This is a genomic window from Tropicibacter oceani (assembly GCF_029958925.1).
Classification (GTDB): domain Bacteria; phylum Pseudomonadota; class Alphaproteobacteria; order Rhodobacterales; family Rhodobacteraceae; genus Pacificoceanicola; species Pacificoceanicola oceani.
Map to the genome: position 1 here is coordinate 2,855,977 of NZ_CP124616.1, position 18,464 is coordinate 2,874,440.

The 18,464-nt window shown below is 64.1% G+C and carries 16 protein-coding genes; 6 read left to right on the plus strand and 10 right to left on the minus strand.

Translation table 11 applies throughout. The features are described from left to right. Window positions 1-8: 8 nt before the first annotated feature. On the minus strand, window positions 9-581 hold the full coding sequence (locus QF118_RS13725; protein WP_282299614.1) for a hypothetical protein: 573 nt from the start codon (window positions 579-581) through the stop codon (window positions 9-11). A 152-nt stretch (window positions 582-733) separates the two neighbouring features. Between QF118_RS13725 and QF118_RS13730 the strand changes: the two genes are divergently transcribed. After that, entirely contained in the window at window positions 734-1,063 is a 330-nt protein-coding gene (locus tag QF118_RS13730; RefSeq protein ID WP_282299615.1) for an SMR family transporter, read from the plus strand. 66 nt (window positions 1,064-1,129) lie between these two features. Here the strand turns inward: QF118_RS13730 and QF118_RS13735 are convergent, their stop codons facing one another. After that, window positions 1,130-1,708: an outer membrane protein gene (locus tag QF118_RS13735; protein WP_282299616.1), complete on the minus strand. Its 579-nt coding sequence runs from the start codon at window positions 1,706-1,708 to the stop codon at window positions 1,130-1,132. A 262-nt stretch (window positions 1,709-1,970) separates the two neighbouring features. On the opposite strand from QF118_RS13735, the gene typA reads away from it, so the two are divergent. Beyond that, on the plus strand, window positions 1,971-3,794 hold the full coding sequence (typA, locus tag QF118_RS13740; protein ID WP_282299617.1) for a translational GTPase TypA: 1,824 nt from the start codon (window positions 1,971-1,973) through the stop codon (window positions 3,792-3,794). A 132-nt stretch (window positions 3,795-3,926) separates the two neighbouring features. Continuing rightward, window positions 3,927-4,589 (plus strand): DUF6639 family protein, encoded by a 663-nt coding sequence (locus QF118_RS13745; protein WP_282299618.1) that lies wholly within the window; start codon window positions 3,927-3,929, stop codon window positions 4,587-4,589. Between the two features lie 99 nt (window positions 4,590-4,688). Here the strand turns inward: QF118_RS13745 and QF118_RS13750 are convergent, their stop codons facing one another. From QF118_RS13750 to recA, 4 genes are all read right to left on the minus strand, one after another. Beyond that, window positions 4,689-4,958 (minus strand): hypothetical protein, encoded by a 270-nt coding sequence (locus QF118_RS13750; protein WP_282299619.1) that lies wholly within the window; start codon window positions 4,956-4,958, stop codon window positions 4,689-4,691. A gap of 477 nt (window positions 4,959-5,435) precedes the next feature. After that, window positions 5,436-5,723 carry a DUF1330 domain-containing protein gene (locus QF118_RS13755; protein WP_282299620.1) on the minus strand — a complete coding sequence of 96 codons (288 nt, stop codon included), beginning with the start codon at window positions 5,721-5,723 and terminating at the stop codon, window positions 5,436-5,438. Window positions 5,724-5,727: 4 nt separating this feature from the next. Further along, a complete protein-coding gene (gene alaS / locus QF118_RS13760; RefSeq protein WP_282299621.1) occupies window positions 5,728-8,406 on the minus strand; it encodes an alanine--tRNA ligase in 2,679 nt (892 codons plus the stop codon). A gap of 254 nt (window positions 8,407-8,660) precedes the next feature. Then, complete coding sequence (recA, locus tag QF118_RS13765; RefSeq protein ID WP_282299622.1) at window positions 8,661-9,731, minus strand: recombinase RecA; 1,071 nt, start codon at window positions 9,729-9,731, stop codon at window positions 8,661-8,663. Between the two features lie 181 nt (window positions 9,732-9,912). Here recA and QF118_RS13770 point away from each other — a divergent pair, with 181 nt between their 5' ends. After that, window positions 9,913-10,506 carry a sulfotransferase family protein gene (locus tag QF118_RS13770; RefSeq protein WP_282299623.1) on the plus strand — a complete coding sequence of 198 codons (594 nt, stop codon included), beginning with the start codon at window positions 9,913-9,915 and terminating at the stop codon, window positions 10,504-10,506. 64 nt (window positions 10,507-10,570) lie between these two features. On the opposite strand, the gene QF118_RS13775 is transcribed toward QF118_RS13770, so the two are convergent. The 4 genes from QF118_RS13775 to QF118_RS13790 all read right to left on the minus strand — a co-directional run bounded on the left by QF118_RS13775 (window position 10,571) and on the right by QF118_RS13790 (window position 16,242). Next, the gene (locus QF118_RS13775; RefSeq protein ID WP_394357096.1) at window positions 10,571-12,832 is read right to left on the minus strand and encodes a hybrid sensor histidine kinase/response regulator; all 2,262 of its coding nucleotides are present in this window, start codon (window positions 12,830-12,832) and stop codon (window positions 10,571-10,573) included. 149 nt (window positions 12,833-12,981) lie between these two features. Continuing rightward, window positions 12,982-14,142, minus strand: coding sequence for an RsmB/NOP family class I SAM-dependent RNA methyltransferase (locus tag QF118_RS13780; RefSeq protein ID WP_282299625.1), 1,161 nt, complete (start codon window positions 14,140-14,142; stop codon window positions 12,982-12,984). A gap of 61 nt (window positions 14,143-14,203) precedes the next feature. Next, window positions 14,204-14,914 (minus strand): FadR/GntR family transcriptional regulator, encoded by a 711-nt coding sequence (locus QF118_RS13785; RefSeq protein ID WP_282299626.1) that lies wholly within the window; start codon window positions 14,912-14,914, stop codon window positions 14,204-14,206. Window positions 14,915-14,997: 83 nt separating this feature from the next. Continuing rightward, window positions 14,998-16,242, minus strand: coding sequence for an enolase C-terminal domain-like protein (locus QF118_RS13790; protein WP_282299627.1), 1,245 nt, complete (start codon window positions 16,240-16,242; stop codon window positions 14,998-15,000). Window positions 16,243-16,625: 383 nt separating this feature from the next. On the opposite strand from QF118_RS13790, the gene QF118_RS13795 reads away from it, so the two are divergent. Both QF118_RS13795 and QF118_RS13800 read left to right on the plus strand, forming a co-directional pair. Further along, window positions 16,626-17,432 (plus strand): NAD-dependent epimerase/dehydratase family protein, encoded by an 807-nt coding sequence (locus QF118_RS13795; protein ID WP_282299628.1) that lies wholly within the window; start codon window positions 16,626-16,628, stop codon window positions 17,430-17,432. 39 nt (window positions 17,433-17,471) lie between these two features. Further along, window positions 17,472-18,374 carry a 5-dehydro-4-deoxyglucarate dehydratase gene (locus QF118_RS13800; RefSeq protein WP_317133909.1) on the plus strand — a complete coding sequence of 301 codons (903 nt, stop codon included), beginning with the start codon at window positions 17,472-17,474 and terminating at the stop codon, window positions 18,372-18,374. The last annotated feature ends 90 nt before the right edge of the window (window positions 18,375-18,464 follow it).

Consider the following 18,464-nt stretch of genomic DNA (forward strand, 5'->3'; position numbering starts at 1 on the left):
TGCGCCGATTACATCAAGGCGTCGGCGATGATGCCCACGGTCATGGCGCCAATCACCTCGCCGCTGGCCGGATCGGTCAGCGAGATCGAGACCTGGGCCTGGTAGCTTTGGCTGGATTCATCGAATTCGATTTCGCTGTAGTGTTCGGCGCCCGGCCCCATGGGAAAGGTCTGCTGGAACTTGTCCTCATCGCCCTGCCAGTAATCCGATGTCACCGACGAGGCCGCCACATTCAGGCCCTGGGCGTCCATGATGAACACCTCGGTGATCATCGCGCCATTCGCGGCAACGCGGCCGCGCAGGAAATCCGCCGCGGCATTGGTCAGCACCGGGTCGATGGTCGGGGTCGCGGCGGTGCCCACCTCGGCGCGCCAGGTCTTGTCCAGCGCGTCGATATGGGCCGCGTCATAGCCCGCGGTCTGGGCATTTTGCGCCTTGACCGCCTCGACGATCACGGGGTCATGTGCCCAGGCCAGAACCGTACCGTGCAAAAAGGCCTGCATGGCCGGGTTCGGTTCAGCGGCAAGGGCGGAAATCGGGGCAAGGGCCAGCATGGCCGACAACACGAATGCGGGTTTCATCAACGTCTCCTCAGGGTCAAATCCTCGGTTGACCCTAGGTCCTTGCGCCTTACACAGCGTTAATCCCGCCCGGTTTCGCATTCCCTCGGCCCCGGTTTTCAGGCAGGATTCACCTCGGATTTCATTCAAGTTTGGGGAAAACTGTCCGCATCATGCCCTATTTCATCCTTGCACTGGCCGTTCTGGCGGAAACCATCGGCACCACGGCGCTTCAGGCCAGCCAGGCCTTTACCCGCCCGCTGCCCTCCCTTGTGGTTGTGATCGCCTATGCCGCCGCCTTTTACCTGCTGGGCCAGGCGCTGCGGTTCTTTCCGGTGGGCATCGCCTATGCCATCTGGTCGGGGTTGGGGATCGTGCTGATCGCGGTCATCGGCTATGCGGTCTTTGGCCAGAAACTGGACCTGCCGGCGGTTCTGGGGATGGCGATGATCATGGCCGGTATCCTTGTCATCCACCTGTTTTCCGCCAGCGCATCGCACTGAGCGGCGCGCATGAAAAAGCCCCCCGGGACCGATCCCGGGGGGCCAAACTCCGCCAGGGGCGCGCGATCAAAAGCGCAGCGCACCGCGCAGCGAGATGGTATCGGCCTCGACATCGACATTGGTGTTGCCAACGTCGTTGAAGTCATGGCGCAGATACTCGGCGCCGACGGTGAACCGTTCCGTCACCTTGTAATCCATGCCAAGGCCATAGACCGCCCCTTCGGCATCGCCGATCGAGGTGTTCGCCTTGGCCCCGCCCGCCGTCACATACAGCAGCGCCGGACCGGCGTCATAGCCGCCGCGCAGCTTGAGCCGCCAGACGTCGTCGACATCGACGCCGCCAAGGCTGAAATCATCGGTGGCCTGGTAATCCAGCTCGGCGCCCATGACGAACTGACCAAAGTCATAGTCGTAGCCACCGAACACGCCATAGACCATGCCGTCCTCGTCCAGCGCACCGGCGGTGGCATCAAGGTTGCCAAAGCTCAGACCGGCATAGGGGCCGGTCCAGTCGCCGCCCGGCTGAACGGTCACGGCAACGGGCTGCGCCGGCACGGGTTCCACGACCGGATCCTGCATCGACCCGGCAAAAGCCGCACCGCCCATCACGGTTGCGGCGGCGGTAAGGGCAATCATGCGTTTCATATCTCTGCTCCTGCTTTTCTTTTGCATCTTGCGGCGTCCGGCCTTGCTTGGCCCGCCGTCTGAAAGGTAAATGGGCAGAGCGGGCATTTAGTTCCAATCACGCTGCTGCGATCAGCGGCGCGCCGCCCGGGAACCGGCAAAGCCTTGCCGACAAAAGTCACACCCTTGAAACAGGTTTTAGGGGGATGCGGCGCATCGCCTCTGGCCTTTTGGCGCAATGCGCTATACGCCGCGCCCAACCCTTATATGACTGGCTAGATACATGGACCTGCGAAATATCGCGATCATCGCACACGTTGACCACGGCAAAACCACTCTGGTGGACGAACTTCTGAAACAATCCGGTGCCTTCCGCGCCAACCAGGCCGTGGCCGAACGCGCCATGGACAGCAACGATCTGGAGCGTGAGCGCGGAATCACCATCTTCGCCAAGCCGACCTCGGTCGAGTGGAAAAAGACCCGCATCAACATCGTCGACACCCCCGGACACGCCGATTTCGGCGGCGAGGTAGAGCGCATCCTGTCGATGGTTGACGGGGTCGTGCTGCTGGTGGACGCCGCCGAAGGCCCGATGCCGCAAACCAAATTCGTGACCTCCAAGGCGCTGGCCCTGGGTCTGCGCCCGATCGTCGTGCTGAACAAGGTCGACAAGCCCGACGCCGAACCCGACCGCGCGCTGGACGAATGCTTTGACCTGTTCGCCAGCCTCGACGCCGACGAAGACCAGCTGGATTTCCCGCATATGTATGCCTCGGGGCGCAATGGCTGGGCCGACACCACGCTGGACGGCCCGCGCAAGAACCTGGACGCGCTGTTCAAGCTGATCGTCGATCACGTCCCTGCGCCCAAGCAGATCAAGCACCAGAACGAAGATTTCCGGATGCTGGCGACCACGCTGGGCGCTGACCCCTTTGTCGGCCGCATCCTGACCGGCCGCGTCGAATCCGGCAAGGCCAAGGTTGGCGCCACCGTGCAGGCGCTGTCGCGCATCGGTCAAAAGATCGAACAGTTCCGCATCACCAAGATCCAGGCCTTCCGCGGCCTTGGCATGCAGGACATCGAAGAGGCGCAGGCCGGGGACATCGTGTCGCTTGCCGGGATGACCAAGGCCACCGTGGCCGATACCATCTGCGCGCTGGCCGTCGATGAGCCGCTGGAAGCCCAGCCCATTGATCCGCCGACCATCACCGTGACCTTCGGCATCAACGATTCGCCCCTGGCCGGCCGCGACGGCAAAAAGGTGCAGTCGCGCGTGATCCGGGATCGCCTGATGAAAGAGGCCGAATCCAACGTCGCGATCAAGATCGCCGACACCCCGGGCGGCGAGGCCTTTGAAGTGTCGGGCCGCGGCGAACTGCAGATGGGCGTTTTGATCGAAAACATGCGCCGCGAAGGGTTCGAACTGTCGATCTCGCGCCCGCAGGTGATCATGAAGGAAGTCGACGGCAAGCTGATGGAACCGGTCGAAGAGGCCACCATCGACGTCGATGACGAATACACCGGCGCAGTGATCGAAAAGCTGACCGGCCCGCGCAAGGGCGACCTGGTCGAAATGAAACCCGCCGGCGCAGGCAAGACGCGGATCATTGCGCATGTGCCGTCGCGCGGGCTGATCGGCTATCACGGCGAATTCCTGACCGACACCCGCGGCACCGGCGTTCTGAACCGCGTGTTCCACGGCTGGACCGAACACAAGGGCCCGATCCCGGGCCGCCGTTCGGGCGTTCTGATTTCCATGGAAGACGGCGAGGCCGTGGCCTATGCGCTGTGGAACCTGGAAGATCGCGGCAAGATGTTCCTGGGTGCCCAGGCCAAGGTCTATACCGGCATGATCATCGGCGAACATTCGCGTGACAACGATCTCGAAGTGAACCCGCTGAAGGGCAAAAAGCTGACCAACGTGCGCGCCAGCGGCACCGACGAAGCGGTGCGCCTGACCACGCCGATCACCCTCTCGCTCGAAGAGGCGATTGCCTACATCAACGATGACGAACTGGTCGAAGTGACGCCCAACGCCATCCGCCTGCGCAAGCGTTATCTGGACCCGCATGAGCGCAAGCGCATGTCGAAATCGCCCCAGCAATAAGCCGGCGCAGATCGAAGAAACCACCATCAGGGCCCCCACGCGGGGCCCTGATGCGTTTGGGCATGACCTTTTGCGCGGCTTTCCACCCCGGGCAAGGCAGGCTAGGCTCTGCCCCCGAAAGGAGCGGCTGCCATGCACAGGATACTTTTGCTCGGACTTGGATTGATCGCCACGGCCCCGATGGCCCAGCCTTTGCTCTGCGACAACGGGCTTGTCTCAGTCCAGGCCGGCAGCCCCGCGCTGGCGCAAACCATCTGCACCCACAGCGACGCCGCCCTGGCGCAATTCCGCGCCTGTGCCCTGCCCGATCCCGCACCCGTGTTGATCGAAACCGTCGAGACGCTGGATCACAGCTGCATCGGCCTGTTCCACTGCGGCGAAAACTGGATCGAGGTATTGTCCCCCAGCGCGCTGGAAACAGAACGGCTGAAACAAAGCCTGTTTGCCCATATCCCCACCGACCGGCTGTTTGCCAGCGTGATCCAGCACGAGATGGCCCATGCCCTGTTCGACACCGTGCCCTGCCCTCATGCCAGTTGCCTGGCCACCACCGAATACTTTGCCTACACCCAGCAGATTGCCGGCCTGACCGAACAGGACCGCGCCCCGATCGCCGCGCGCAGCCACTTTCCCGAACCGGTGTCGCGTGAGGCGTTGAATGCGATGATCCTGTTGATGGCGCCCGATGTGTTTGCCCGAAAGGCCTGGGCGCATTTCACCGCCCGCGGCGAAGCCTGCGCGGTCTGGCAGGACATGATGGATGGCGGCATGTTCCTTGACCGCCTGCACCCCTAAGCACGCGCCCCAGCGCCCTGCGCCCCCCCCAGCTGGAAAAGCAAAAGGCGCGGGGTGGCAGTCCCCGCGCCTTCCAGAAAAGTGTAAAAGTCCAGTTGCTTACTTGCAGGGGGCCTTGACCGCCAGATAGTGACCTGCGGTTTCCAGGTGCTTCATCTGCTTGTAGACCGCCGGGTAGTGCATCTTGACCATCTGGCCGTTTTGATGCTCCCACTCGGTGTGCGACGCCATCACCAGCGTCTTGGTATAGCTGTACTTGGCCGGAACCCAGACCTTGTCGTAGCAGGCCACAACCTGGCCTTCCCAAGCAAAGGCGGGGGCCGCCATCGCAGTTACTGCAAGAATTGCACCGGCAAGAACTTTCTTCATGATCTTTCTCCCAAGACATTAATTGAAGGTAGGAAAAGTCTAACGAAGAACGGCGCTTTGGCGCGACAGGAATTCCGGACTTGCGGCAGGAAAATTAACCAAAACGGGGGTTTTCAGGGGCCAGAGGCAAGATGTGTGCCAACTATGCCATAATTATGCCACATTTCGCGCTGCCCCCGGTTGAATTTTTCATTTCCGATTCGGAAACAATTCCGAGACGCGGGAAAACTGTCCACAGATATGAGACAGTTAACCCCGCAAGACACGAATCACCAAGCACCGAAAGCTGCCCTGACGGATATGGGCGCCCCTATGCGCAGGCATAGGATTGCCTAAGCGAAATGGCGCCGAAGCGGCCAGATCCGGCGTTGATCGGCCTTCTTTCGCCGATCATTTTCCGCAGTCCCGTCATGAAAAACGCGGCCCGGCCTTTGGGGGGCCGGACCGCGCCAAGTCCAATCACCGCTGTGCTGCGCGTCAGTCGGGGATTTCAACCACCAGCAGCTCGCGCTCGGACGCGCCGCGCGCATGGTTCAGCGCCTCCTGGTAGGCGTCCGAATTGTAGCATTCGACCGCCTTTTCTAGGCTGGGAAAGCGCGCGACCACGTTGCGCGGACGCTCCTTGCCCTCCAGCTGGACGAACCGCCCGCCGCGGGCCAGGAATTCCCCGCCATGGGCGGCAATCGCCGGGCCTGCCAGCTTGGCGTATTTGCCATAGGCCTCGTCATCCGTGACGGTCACATGGGCAATCCAAAGTCCTGCCATTGTCTTATCCTCCGATGACGGCTTCGGCCGCCTTGATCGCTGCATCCGCATTCTCGACGCTGGCGCCGCCGCCCTGCGCCATGTCCGGACGACCGCCGCCGCCCTTGCCGCCCAGTTCGGCCACCGCCGCCTTGACCAGATCGACCGCCGACAGGCTGCCCTTGAGGTCATCGGTCACGCCAGCCGCCACGGCCGCCTTGCCGCCCGCATCCGCGATCAGCAGCACCGCCCCCGATCCGATGCGGTTCTTGTGCTCGTCAATCAGCGGCGGCAGGTCCTTGCCCGTCACCCCCGACAGAACCTGCGCGACAAAGCGTACACCGTTGATTTCACGCGTCTCTCCGCCCGCGACCGCGCCGCCGGCACCGCCTGCCATCGCCAGTTCCCGGCGCAGCATGGCCACTTCGTTCTCCAGCTTTTTGCGGTCATCCAGCAGCGCCTTGACCCGGGTGGTCACCTCGGCCGGTTGCGCCTTCAACACGCCCGCCACCTCGGCCAACCGCTTGTCCTGCTGCGACAGGTATTCCAGCGCCGCCTGCCCGGTCAGCGCCTCGATCCGGCGCACCCCGGCGCTCGAAGCACTGTCGCCAAGCGCCACAAAGGCCCCGATATCGCCGGTCTGGCGCACATGGGTGCCGCCGCACAGTTCCAGCGAATAGGTCTGCCCGTCATTGCCCTTGCCCGAACCGCGCTGCACGCCCATCGACACCACGCGCACCTCGTCACCGTATTTCTCACCGAACAGCGCCTGCGCGCCAATGGCACGGGCATCGTCGGGCGTCATGATCCGGGTGCTGACGCTGGAGTTCTGACGGATATAGGCGTTCACATCGCGTTCGACCTTGGCCACCTCCTCGGCGCTCAGCGCCTTGTTGTGGCTGAAATCAAAGCGCAGCCGGTCCGGCGCGTTCAAGCTGCCGCGCTGCGCCACGTGATCTCCAAGCGCCTCGCGCAGCGCCTCGTGCAGCAGGTGGGTGGCCGAGTGGTTGGCCCGGATGGCGCTGCGCCGCCCGTGATCCACCTCAAGCTGCAGCGCATCGCCCTTGCGGATGATCCCGGCATCCACCGTCACCTGATGGGCAAAGACCTTGCCTCCACCCATTTTCTGGGTGTCGGTCACCGTCGCGCTTTCATCTTCGTTCTCAAGCCGGCGCAGCCAGCCGGTGTCGCCCACCTGCCCGCCGCTTTCGGCATAGAACGGCGTCTGGTTCAGCACGACCCAGCCGTTTTCCCCGGCCTTCAACTCGGACACCACGGCGCCATCGCGCACCAGCGCCAGCACCTGGCCCTCGGCGGCCTCGGTGTCATAGCCCAGGAAATCCGTGGCCCCGTGCTTTTCGGCAATGTCGAACCAGATCGCCAGATCCGCCGCCTCGCCCGACCCGCTCCACGCGGCGCGCGCCTTGGCCTTCTGCTCGGCCATGGCGGCGTTGAAGCCATCGGTATCGACCGAGCGGCCCTTTTCGCGCAGCGCATCCTGCGTCAGGTCCAGCGGAAAGCCGAAGGTGTCGTACAGCTTGAAGGCCGCCTCGCCCGGCAGCGGCGCATCCTCGGGCAGGTCTGCCAATTCGTCGTCGAGCAGCTTCAGCCCGCGATCCAGCGTCGTCTTGAAGCGGGTTTCCTCACTGCGCAGGGTTTCTTCGATCAGCGCCTGCGCCTGCCCCAACTCGGGGTAGGCCGCGCCCATCTGGCGCACCAAGGCGGGCACCAACCGGTGCATGACCGGGTCCTGCGCGCCCAGCAAATGCGCATGCCGCATGGCCCGGCGCATGATCCGGCGCAGCACATAGCCGCGCCCGTCGTTCGATGGCATCACGCCGTCAGCAATCAGGAAAGAGGTCGAGCGCAGGTGATCCGCGATCACCCTATGATGCATCTTGCCCGGCCCATCCGGATCGGCACTGGTGGCATTGGCGCTGGCCTCGATCAGGGCGCGCATGGTGTCGGTGTCATAGTTGTCGTGGCTGCCCTGCAGCAGCGCGCCGATGCGCTCCAACCCCATGCCGGTGTCGATGCTCTGCATGTCCAACGCCTTCATCGAGCCGTCCTCGAACTGCTCGTTCTGCATGAAAACGACGTTCCAGATTTCGATGAACCGGTCGCCATCCTCATCCGCACTGCCCGGAGGGCCGCCCCAGATGTGATCGCCGTGATCATAGAAAATCTCGGTGCACGGACCACAGGGCCCGGTCGGCCCCATCTGCCAGAAGTTGTCCGACGTCGCGATCCGAATGATCCGATCCTCGGGCACGCCGACCTTCTTCCAGATTTCAAAAGCCTCGTCATCGGTGTGATAAACGGTGGTATACAGCCGCTTCGGGTCCAGCCCGAATTCCTTGGTCACCAATTCCCAGGCAAAGGGGATCGCCTCGGTCTTGAAATAATCCCCGAACGAAAAATTCCCCAGCATTTCGAAAAACGTATGGTGCCGCGCGGTATAACCGACATTGTCCAGATCGTTGTGCTTGCCCCCGGCGCGCACGCATTTCTGGGCGCTGGTCGCACGCTGGTAATCGCGGGTCTCGACCCCGGTGAACAGGTTCTTGAACTGCACCATCCCCGAGTTGACGAACATCAGCGTCGGGTCATTGCGCGGCACCAGCGGACTGGACGGGACAATCTGGTGCCCCTGCTTTTCAAAGTAGTTCAGAAAGGTCGAGCGGATGTCGTTCAGACTTGCCATGATCGCGGGCCTCGTTTCGGGCAAAAGGATTGGCGCAGATGTAGCGGCGCAGCCCCCCGGTGTCCATAAGCCCGCAAGCCTCACAAGCCCCCCGCCCCGGGTTTCTTTGTGCTCCAAATATCCCGGGGGTGAATTGGCCGCAGGCCAAGAGGGGGCTGGCCCCCTTTCCCGGGCGACGCCAGCGGCGGCGCAAAACCAAAAGGGCGCCCGAAAACGGACGCCCCCATGGCTTGAAACCAGCGATCAGGTCGCGGTCAATCCTCGGTCATCTCGACATCGTCATCCGATGACATGTCGAATTCCAGTCCATGCGCCGCACGGATCTTGTCCTCGATCTCCAGCGCGATCTGGGTATTCTCCTTGAGGAAGTTCTTGACGTTCTCACGCCCCTGGCCAATCCGCTCGTCGCCATAGGAATACCAGGCGCCGGACTTCTCGACCACGCCGGCCTTGACGCCCAGGTCGATCAACTCGCCGGTCTTGGAAATCCCCTCACCGTACATGATGTCGAATTCGACCTGCTTGAAGGGCGCGGCCACCTTGTTCTTGACCACCTTGACGCGCGTCGCGTTGCCCACAACCTCGTCACGGTCCTTGATCGCGCCAATGCGGCGGATGTCCAGACGCACCGAGCTGTAGAACTTCAGCGCATTGCCACCGGTCGTCGTTTCGGGCGACCCGAACATGACGCCGATCTTCATGCGGATCTGGTTGATGAAGATCACCATGCAATTGGTCCGGCTGATCGAGCCGGTCAGCTTGCGCATCGCCTGAGACATCAGACGGGCGTGCACGCCAACGCTGCTGTCACCCATGTCGCCCTCAAGCTCGGATTTCGGCGTCAGCGCCGCAACCGAGTCGACAACCACAAGGTTCACCGCCCCCGACCGCACCAGCGTATCGGTGATTTCCAAAGCCTGCTCGCCGGTGTCAGGCTGCGAAATCAGCAGTTCGTCCAGATCGACGCCCAGCTTCTTGGCGTATTGCGGGTCAAGCGCGTGCTCGGCATCCACAAAGGCGCAAACCCCGCCTTTCTTCTGTTCTTCGGCAATCGCATGCAGCGTCAGCGTGGTCTTGCCCGAGCTTTCGGGGCCATAAATCTCGATGATCCGCCCCTTGGGCAAACCGCCGATGCCAAGGGCGATATCCAGCCCCAGCGATCCGGTCGAGGTCGATTCGATATCGCGCATGGCGTTATCGGCCCCAAGTTTCATGATCGACCCCTTGCCGAACTGCCGTTCGATCTGGGCCAGGGCGCTATCCAGCGCCTTTTGCTTGTCCGCGTTACGCTTGCTGTCCATTGTCAGGAGATCTGCCGTTGCCATCACTTCCGTCCTTATTTCACACGCCGTTGCTGGCGGCAATCACTGGGTTTGTTCTTGTCTTGTTCCATTTGGTATGAGATCAAAACAAGAACAATTCAAGTCAAATCTTTATCTTCTCAGCTTGGCTCAGGAGGGTTAAGGATGTGTTGATGACGGTCCCGGGCAGTGAAAGAGGGTGTAAATGCTGGTTTTCTGGAAGCAGCGGTTGGTCTTTCTTGCCGTGCCCAAGACGGGAACCTCGGCCTGGGAGGCGGCGCTGCTGCCCCATGCCTCGATGACGGTGCTGGACCCGCCGGAACTCAAACACGCGCCGGTTTACCGCTACAATCGGTTTTTCCGCCCCATGTTTGACAAGATGGGCGTCGAACACATGGACGTTCTCGCCGTCATCCGCGAACCGATCAGCTGGCTTGGGTCGTGGTACCGCTATCGCCAGCGCGGCTTTCTGGAGGGCAAGCCGACCTCGACCCGCGGGATGAGCTTTGACGATTTCTGCCAGGCCTATGCCACCGGCGACCGCCCGCCCTTTGCCAATGTCGGATCGCAGGCCAAATTCATCGAACCGCGCCCCAATGGAACCGCGGTGACGCATCTGTTCAAATACGAAAACCAGGCCAGCCTGATTGCCTTCATGGAGGATCGGCTGAAGGTTCAGATTGATCTGCCGCGCGAGAACGTCTCGCCCCGCCGCGATCTGGACCTGTCCCCCCAGACCGAGGAAAAGCTGCGCCGCAAATGCGCCGCCGACTTCGATGCCTGGGACCGCGCGACCTGAGGCAGGCCAGAGTTTTCGGTAAAAACTCTTTTCACCGGGACGTTTTCCCGGGGCCGAAGGGCGCTCAGTTCAACTGTCGGTGCACCGTTTCGGTCAGGTCCGTCAGTGAGAACGGCTTGGGCAGAAAGACCGAGTTGGGGATTTCCTCGTGCCCCTCGCCAAAGGCGTCCTCGGCATAGCCCGACACGAAAACCACCCGCACATCCGGGCGCGCCTTGCGCGCTTCGCGTACCCAGCTGGGGCCGTTCATGCCCGGCATCACCACGTCGGTCACAAAGATGTCCACCGCAAGCGCCTCGTCCTCGAGGGTGCTCAGCGCCTCTTCGGCGGTTTCGGCCTCGATCACGGTATAGCCGCGCAGGCGCAGCGCGCGGGCGGCAAAGGCCCGCACCGGCGCCTCGTCCTCGACCAGAAGCACCACGCCCGACCCCTTTTCGGGCAGTTTGCGGGCCTCGACCGGTTCGGGCTTGGCCGGTTGGGCTTCGGCGGTGGCCTCGTAGGCGGGCAACAGCAGGGTAAAGCAGGTGCCCTGCCCCACGACGCTGTCGACAAAGATGAACCCGCCGGTCTGCTTGACGATACCGTAAACCGTGGACAGGCCCAGGCCGGTGCCCTCGCCGGGGCGCTTGGTGGTGAAGAAGGGTTCAAAGACCTTTTGCAGCTTGTCCTTGGGAATGCCGGTTCCCTGGTCGGTGATACGGACGGAAACATAGACCCCCGGTTCGACCACCGCGCGGTCGCGCTCCAGCGGCTCGCGCAGCACGCGGCGTTCGGTTTCGACGACGATCTCGCCGCCTTCGGGCATGGCGTCACGGGCATTGACCACCAGGTTGACGATCACCTGTTCCAGCTGGCGCTTGTCGCCGCGCACCGGCGGCAGCACCGGATCATGCTTGAGCGCGAGCGTGACCTTTTCTCCGACCAGCCGGTTCAGCAGGTGGGTCAGATCGGACAGGGTATCGCGCAGGTCCATGACCTCGCGGCGCAGGGTCTGCTTGCGCGAAAACGCCAGAAGCTGCCCGACAAGCGAGGCCGCCCGGTTGGCGTTCTGGTTGATCTGGACAAGATCGCTGTAGTCGGGATCGCCCTGGTCGTGGCGCAGCAGCATCAGGTCGCAATGGCCCGAAATCGCCGTCAGCAAGTTGTTGAAATCATGTGCAACACCGCCCGCCAGCTGGCCGATGGCCTGCATCTTCTGGCTTTGGACGAACTGCGCCTCAAGCGTCTTGAGCTCGGTCGCGTCATTCAGCACCGCCACCAGCACAGGTTCGGCGTTTTCCGTCACCCGTTTCAGCGTGACCTGAACGAAAATCTCCTGATCCTCGCGGGTCAGGCGCAGGAATTCCGAGCGGTGCAGCCCCCTGCCCTCGGCGGCCTCTTGCAGCCAGTCGGTCAGCGCGCGCCCCAGGCCAACCATGTATTCCGCCAGGTTTCCCGCCTCGCCGGGGGGCATCGACAACATGCGCCGCGCCTCGGGGTTGGCGTTCAGGATATGACCGTCGGGCGTGACCTTGATCAGCGGCACCGGCAGGCTGTCGAAACTGCCGCTTTCCTCCGGGGCGTCGGTGCCCGGCACCGATTGCGCCACCTTGGTCAGGCTCAGCTCGACCCGGCCGGCGCCGATCTCGGCGCTTTGCAGCAGCATCCGTTCCGTGCCGTCCGCCGTCTTGACGCGGTGAATGCCGCCCGGACGCAGCGGCAGATCGTCGATCACCTCTTCGACGCGTTTGACGCGCCGGCCGGCCAGTTTGCGCGCCGGGGCGTTCATGTAAAGGATGGCGCCGTTGCGCCCAAGAGTCAGGACAGGGTAACTGCCGCGCGCCGCGCTGTTTTGCGCCGCGTCCGGTTCCAGCCGCCAAAAGACCACCGCCCCCGGGAACACCCGCGCATAGACGCGGAACCCCTCGGCGTGGCTGGTGATGTCCTCGACCGCCGATCCCTGCGCCTCGGCCCGGTTCTGCAACCGGTAAAGCACGCCCTCGGCGCTGGCAAAGACCTCGCGCAGGATGACCGCCAGGGCGACGCCGCGTTCCGCGGGAAACCGGTTTCGCGCGGTCTTGTTGGCCGCCACAAGCCGCCCGTCGCCATCAGTGACAAAGCAATACGACGGTTCGCCCTCGACCAGGTCGACCAGCAGCGCGGTCTTGCGCGACAACCGCAATTCCGCCAGCGTCCGTATCGCCAGCCAGCCAATCCCCAGACTGCCCATGGCGCCGGTGCTGGCCAAAAGCCCGGTGCGCACGATGCCCGCCGGAACGAAGATAGACGCCACATAGGCGGCGGTGGCCATCATGAGCAGGGCAAAAGCCCCATAGCGGAACGCCATGGCCGTTCCCTGCGCGGCCCCCTGATGTGCTGTCGCGGTCAATCCAACGTCTCCTGGCTCGAATCCCGAGGGCCAGTAAACACCCCCGAGCATTAAGCAAGCGTTAACTGTCCTGAAGAAAACCCTGTTTGACTATCCCCCACGGGCAATCACTTGGCAATCGTCCTGCGCAAACAGGCGACAAAGAACCCGTCGCCGCCGTCATCGGGCAGAAATTGCCGGGTCAGTTCAATCTGCCAGGCGGGGTTGGCCTGCACGAAATCCCGAACCTGCGCTTCGTTTTCTTCGTCCAGCATGGAGCAGGTGGCATAGGCCAGAACGCCATCGGGCGCGACCAGCGCGGCGCATTGCGCCAGAATTCCGGCCTGTATCTGCACCAATTCATCCAGGGCCTGCGGCGTCAGCCGCCATTTCCCTTCGGGCGAGCGTCGCCACGCGCCACTGCCTGAACAGGGCGCATCGGCCAGAACCAGGTCATAGGGGCCCTGCGGAGCATTGGCGGCGATCACCTGCACCCCGGCGCGCGCGGCGCGGGCGGGCAGATCGGCCATGCGCCCCGGATCGGCGTCATGCGCCTCGACCGGGCCGCCGTTCAGCCGTGCGCCCATGGCCAGCGTCTTGCCGCCCCCGCCGGCGCAGAAATCCAGCACCCGAAGGCCGGGCTGCAAGGGCAACAGATCGACAACCGCCTGGCTGGCGGCGTCCTGCAATTCCACCAGCCCTTGGGTATAGGCCCGGCTGCGCGCGACCGCGCGCGCGCCTTCGGTCACGCGCAGGGCGGTGGGTGACAGCGGGTGCGGCTCGGCGGTGATGCCGTCTTCGGACAGGGCGGCGATGGCGGCGCCAAGGTCTCCGGCAAGGGTATTCACCCGCAGGAACACATCCGCCCGATGGCGCAGCGCCATGGCGGCGGATTCGGCCTGCGCGCCGAGGCTGGCGGACAGCTTTTCGCCCAGCCAGTCCGGCATGTCCCAGGCCTCATAGCCCTGCGGAGCCTGCCCGGGGGCATCGCCCTCATCCAGCGGCGCGGGGCCATAGCTGCCGCCGATGAACAACGCGCCGATGTCCAGACCGGTGGCGCGCAGATGCCCCAGCATCAGCGCCCGGCCGCTTTCGCCGCCGCCAAGCGCCGCGCAGGAGCGCTGGCAGCGCAGCACGTCAAAGACATGGTCGCGCACCGCCGCGCGGTCCTTGGACCCGGCATAACGCGCCCCGCGCGCCCAGTTCGTCAGGGCGCGTTCGGCCGCCTCTCCGGCAAGGATGCGATCCAGGATCTCGATGGCGGTCTGTACCCGGGCGGCTGGCTGCATGTGCGTTCTCCTGCGGTGTGCCCCCGGGCATGTGCCGCAACAGCCCGCCCCTGTCCAGCCTTCAGGCCCGGCGCAGCAGTTTGCGATAGCGCTTTTGCGCCCCTTCCAGGTGCCGGCGCATGGCGACACCGGCGGCGTCCGGGTCCTGATCCAGGATGGCATCGACGATCTGCCGGTGTTCTTCGTCGATCAGGGTCAGATAGCTGTCCAGGCTCCGATGCTCGGTGGCCGGGCGCAATGCCTTGCGCGGGATCGCGGCGGCCCCCAGCATGGTCAGCACCTCGACAAAGCGCGGATTTCCCGTGGCCTCGGCAATCGCCAGATGAAAGGCAAAGTCCGCCTCGGCGGTGGCCTGGCCATCGCGCGCGCGGCGCGGCACGTCATCCGCAGCCTCGAGGATCCTTTCGATCTGCGCCGCCGAGCGGCGCGTCGCGGCAATCCGGGCGCTTTCGATTTCGATGGCGGTGCGCAGCTCCAACACCTCGATGACCGAGGACACCCGGTCGTAATCGACGTCGGTAAAGGGCAGACCGCTGTCCAGCGTGTCCTTGACCACAAAGACCCCGGCGCCGCGGCGCGGTTCGACCAGGCCATCGGCGCGCAGGCTGGCGATGGCCTCGCGGATCACGGTGCGGCTGACGCCGTATTCCTCGCACAGCCGTGCCTCGGAGGGCAGCCGCGCGCCAAGGGCGAATTCACCGCCAAGGATGCGGGCCGACAGCGCCTGCTTGGTGCTGTGAACCAGTGTTCCGCCCTGCACTTTGGGCTGCATGATGTGCCTTCCTTTCATGGCGCCCTGCCCCCGCGCGGGGACAAGGGCAGGCGTGACCCGGGGCGCGGCGCCTGGTGTTGCGCTCAGTAGCGGGGCCGCGCAAAGCTCCAGCCGGGCTGGTGCTTTTGCATTTCGGTTTCGTCGTCGCGGCGGGTATAGCCGCAATCAAGATAGTTGCGATGCAGCCGCGCCAACTGCGCCCGGTCCAGCGTCACGCCCAGCCCCGGCCCCTCGGGCACCGCCAGGCTGCCGCCCTCGATCTTCAGCTTGCCGCCCTCGATCACCTCGTCCACCTGCCAGGGGTAATGCGTGTCGCAGTCATATGTCAGGTTCGGCGTCGCCGCCGCCAGATGGGTCATCGCCGCCAGCGAAATCCCCATGTGGGAATTGGAATGCATCGACAGGCCAAGGCCCCAGATCTCGCAGATCCGGGCCAGATCGCGACTGGCCTTCAACCCGCCCCAATAGTGATGATCGCTCAGGATCACCCGGAACGCCCCCTGCGCCATGTTGGCGGGCAGGTGTTCGTCGGCTACCACGTACATGTTGGTCGCCAGGGGAATGTCGGTCGCCGCCTGAACGCGGGCATTGCCCTCGATGCCCTTGGTCGGATCCTCGAGGTATTCGACCAGCCCGGTCAGGCGCGGCAGCAGCTTCAGCGCGGTCTCGACGGTCCAGCCGCCATTGGGGTCGATGCGCAGGGGCGCCTTTGGAAACGCGGCGCGCAGCGCCTCGAGACCGGCAATCTCGGCCTCGGGTTCTAGGATGCCGGCCTTGAGCTTGATCGCCTCAAAGCCGTAGCTGTCCACCAGGCGCTGCGCCTCGCCGACCAGCTGTTCGGGGGTCAGGACCTCGCCCCAGTCGTCGGCGTCCTGCCCGGCGTGACCGGCGAACTTGTAGAACAGGTAGGCCGAAAACGGCACGCGCGCGCGCACCTGCCCGCCCAGCAGATCGCAGACCCGCATGTTCAGCGCCTTGCCAAGCGCGTCCCACATCGCCACCTCGATGGCCGAAACCACCCGGGGCAACAGGGCCTGCACTCCGAAATATCCGGTGATCCCGCCCATGTCCTGCGCCCGCGCCCGGGCCAGCAGCCCGTTCAGGTCGGTCACGGGCAGTCCGCGCAGACTGGGGGCCAGCGCCACCACCGCGTCGATCAGCGCCTTGGTGCCATAGCTTTCGCCCAGCCCGATCACGCCATCCTCGGTTTCGACCTCGATGATCGAGCGCAGGGCAAAGGGCTGGTGGCAACCGGCGTTGTTCAGCAAGGGCGGATCGGTAAAGGCGATGGGGGTGATGCGGACATCGGCGATGCGCAGGTCGGGCATGGGCAGGGCTTTCGATGGGCCCTGCCAAGGGCGGCAAGGGCAGGACAAGGGACAAACAGACCGTTTCACCGCCCTGCACCCGTGGCATGGTGCGGGTGCGGCGGGCCGCATTGGCACGATTTGGCGGTATTGGTGACATCGGGATTGCCAAGCTGTCAACCAATTTATATGACAGGTATGGAAATCTATGTGACAACTTGGCGTGCCCTGACCCGCACCACCATGGAAAACAAGGAAATGACAGCGCAAGCCCCTTACGAATCCTGCGCCCACTCGGGGACTTCCCGCATGGCGCATCCCCGGGCTTGCAAAACTTATATGACAACTTTTCGCCCTGCCGCTGCCCGGACACCCCGGACCACGCCCTTTGAAAGGACTTTGTGATGACGAAAATGAACCGCCTGCTGATCACCGGCGCCAATGGCGGGCTTGGATCGGTCTGCCGTGATCGGCTGGGCCACCTGGCCACCACCCTGCGGCTGAACGCCCGCAAGGGTCTGGGCGACGCCCGCCCGAACGAGGAAATCGTCTATTGCGACCTGGGTGACAAGGCCGCGGTCGAGGCGATGGTCGAAGGTTGCGACGGCATCGTGCACATGGGCGGCCAATCGGTCGAGGCCAAGTGGGACACCATCCGCAACGCCAATATCGACGGCATGTTCAACCTGTACGAGGCGGCGCGCAAATCCAGCACCCAGCCGCGCATCATCTTTGCCAGCTCGAACCACGCCATCGGCTTTCACAAGCAAAGCGACCGGCTGGACGCCAGGTCGGTGACCCGCCCCGACGGGCTGTATGGCGTGTCCAAGGTCTTTGGCGAGGCCTTGGCATCAATGTACCACGACAAGTTCGGGATCGAGACCGCCAGCATTCGCATCGGGTCGTGCTTTCCCGAACCGGTCAACCACCGCATGCTGTCCACCTGGATGAGCTATGACGACATGGTCCAGTTGATCGAACGCATCTTTGCCGTGCCGCGCCTTGGGTGCCCGATCATCTATGGCGCCTCGGCCAATGCCGCCAGCTGGTGGGACAACCGCGAGGTCGCGTACCTGGGTTGGCAGCCCAAGGACAGCAGCGAGGTCTTTCGCGCCAAGATCGACGCCGAAATGGACCCGCCGCCGGCGGATGATCCGACCGCCGTTTACCAGGGCGGCGCCTTTTGCGCCGATGGCATCCACGAAGACTGACCCCTGCCCGCGTCCTTTCAGAAAAGAGAACCGACCATGATTGCACCAACCGAGCTGCGCGACATCATCCGCTCTGGCCTGCTGTCCTTTCCCGTCACCCCCTTCGACGCCGAGGACCGGGTGAACCACCGCGCCTTTGCCGCCCATCTGGAATGGCTGGCGCAAACCCCCGTTGCCGGGCTGATCGTCGCCGGCGGCACCGGCGAGCTGTTCTCGCTGTCGCCGGACGAAGTGGTGGCGGTGGTCAAGACCGCCAAGGCGGCCCAGCCGAACGATCCGATCATCGCCGGTTGCGGCTATGGCACCCGCATGGCCATCGAGATGGCCCAGGGGATCGAGGCGGCGGGCGGCGACGGCATCCTGCTGCTGCCGCACTACCTGATCGGCGCGCCCCAGGCCGGGATCGAGGCGCACATCCGCCGCGTCTGCCAATCGACCAACATGGGCGTGATCGTCTACAATCGCGGTCAGTCGGTGGTTTCGGCCCAGACGCTGGCGCGGCTGGCGGATGACTGCCCCAACCTGATCGGTTTCAAGGACGGCACCGGCGACATCGACACGGTCAAACGCATCACCGTGCACAACGGCGACCGGCTGGCCTATATCGGCGGCATGCCGACGCATGAACTCTTTGCCCAGGCCTATCGCGGCGCGGGGGTGGATACCTATTCGTCAGCGGTGTTCAACTTTGTGCCCAGGACCGCGCTGAAGTTCCACGCGGCCTTTGTGGCCGGGGATGACAAGACCTGCGAGGCGATGCTGCGCGATTTCTACTATCCCTTCGCGGCGATCCGCGACCGGTGTACCGGCTATGCGGTGTCGGCGATCAAGGCAGGCGTGTCCCTGCGCGGCTTTGACACCGGCCCGGTGCGCACGCCCCTGACCGACCTGACCGAAGAGGAACGCGCGATGATGCAAGAGCTGATCAACGGCCATGACTGACCCCGTTGGGCATGCGGGGCATAGCCCCGCCCTGCCCCAAAACGGCCAAAAGGGCGGGGGTGTACCCCGCCCTTTTTCTGTCCGGTGTGC

Bases quoted from the DNA above. Each gene is read 5' to 3' on its own strand.
- QF118_RS13730 (WP_282299615.1), top strand. From the start codon at position 734: ATGCCCTATTTCATCCTTGCACTGGCCGTTCTGGCGGAAACCATCGGC.
- QF118_RS13785 (WP_282299626.1), bottom strand. From the start codon at position 14,914: ATGCAGCCCAAAGTGCAGGGCGGAACACTGGTTCACAGCACCAAGCAG.
- recA (WP_282299622.1), bottom strand. From the start codon at position 9,731: ATGGCAACGGCAGATCTCCTGACAATGGACAGCAAGCGTAACGCGGAC.
- QF118_RS13775 (WP_394357096.1), bottom strand. From the start codon at position 12,832: ATGGCGTTCCGCTATGGGGCTTTTGCCCTGCTCATGATGGCCACCGCC.
- alaS (WP_282299621.1), bottom strand. From the start codon at position 8,406: ATGGCAAGTCTGAACGACATCCGCTCGACCTTTCTGAACTACTTTGAA.
- QF118_RS13750 (WP_282299619.1), bottom strand. From the start codon at position 4,958: ATGAAGAAAGTTCTTGCCGGTGCAATTCTTGCAGTAACTGCGATGGCG.
- QF118_RS13795 (WP_282299628.1), top strand. From the start codon at position 16,626: ATGACGAAAATGAACCGCCTGCTGATCACCGGCGCCAATGGCGGGCTT.
- typA (WP_282299617.1), top strand. From the start codon at position 1,971: ATGGACCTGCGAAATATCGCGATCATCGCACACGTTGACCACGGCAAA.
- QF118_RS13770 (WP_282299623.1), top strand. From the start codon at position 9,913: ATGCTGGTTTTCTGGAAGCAGCGGTTGGTCTTTCTTGCCGTGCCCAAG.
- QF118_RS13735 (WP_282299616.1), bottom strand. From the start codon at position 1,708: ATGAAACGCATGATTGCCCTTACCGCCGCCGCAACCGTGATGGGCGGT.
- QF118_RS13755 (WP_282299620.1), bottom strand. From the start codon at position 5,723: ATGGCAGGACTTTGGATTGCCCATGTGACCGTCACGGATGACGAGGCC.
- QF118_RS13780 (WP_282299625.1), bottom strand. From the start codon at position 14,142: ATGCAGCCAGCCGCCCGGGTACAGACCGCCATCGAGATCCTGGATCGC.
- QF118_RS13790 (WP_282299627.1), bottom strand. From the start codon at position 16,242: ATGCCCGACCTGCGCATCGCCGATGTCCGCATCACCCCCATCGCCTTT.
- QF118_RS13725 (WP_282299614.1), bottom strand. From the start codon at position 581: ATGAAACCCGCATTCGTGTTGTCGGCCATGCTGGCCCTTGCCCCGATT.
- QF118_RS13745 (WP_282299618.1), top strand. From the start codon at position 3,927: ATGCACAGGATACTTTTGCTCGGACTTGGATTGATCGCCACGGCCCCG.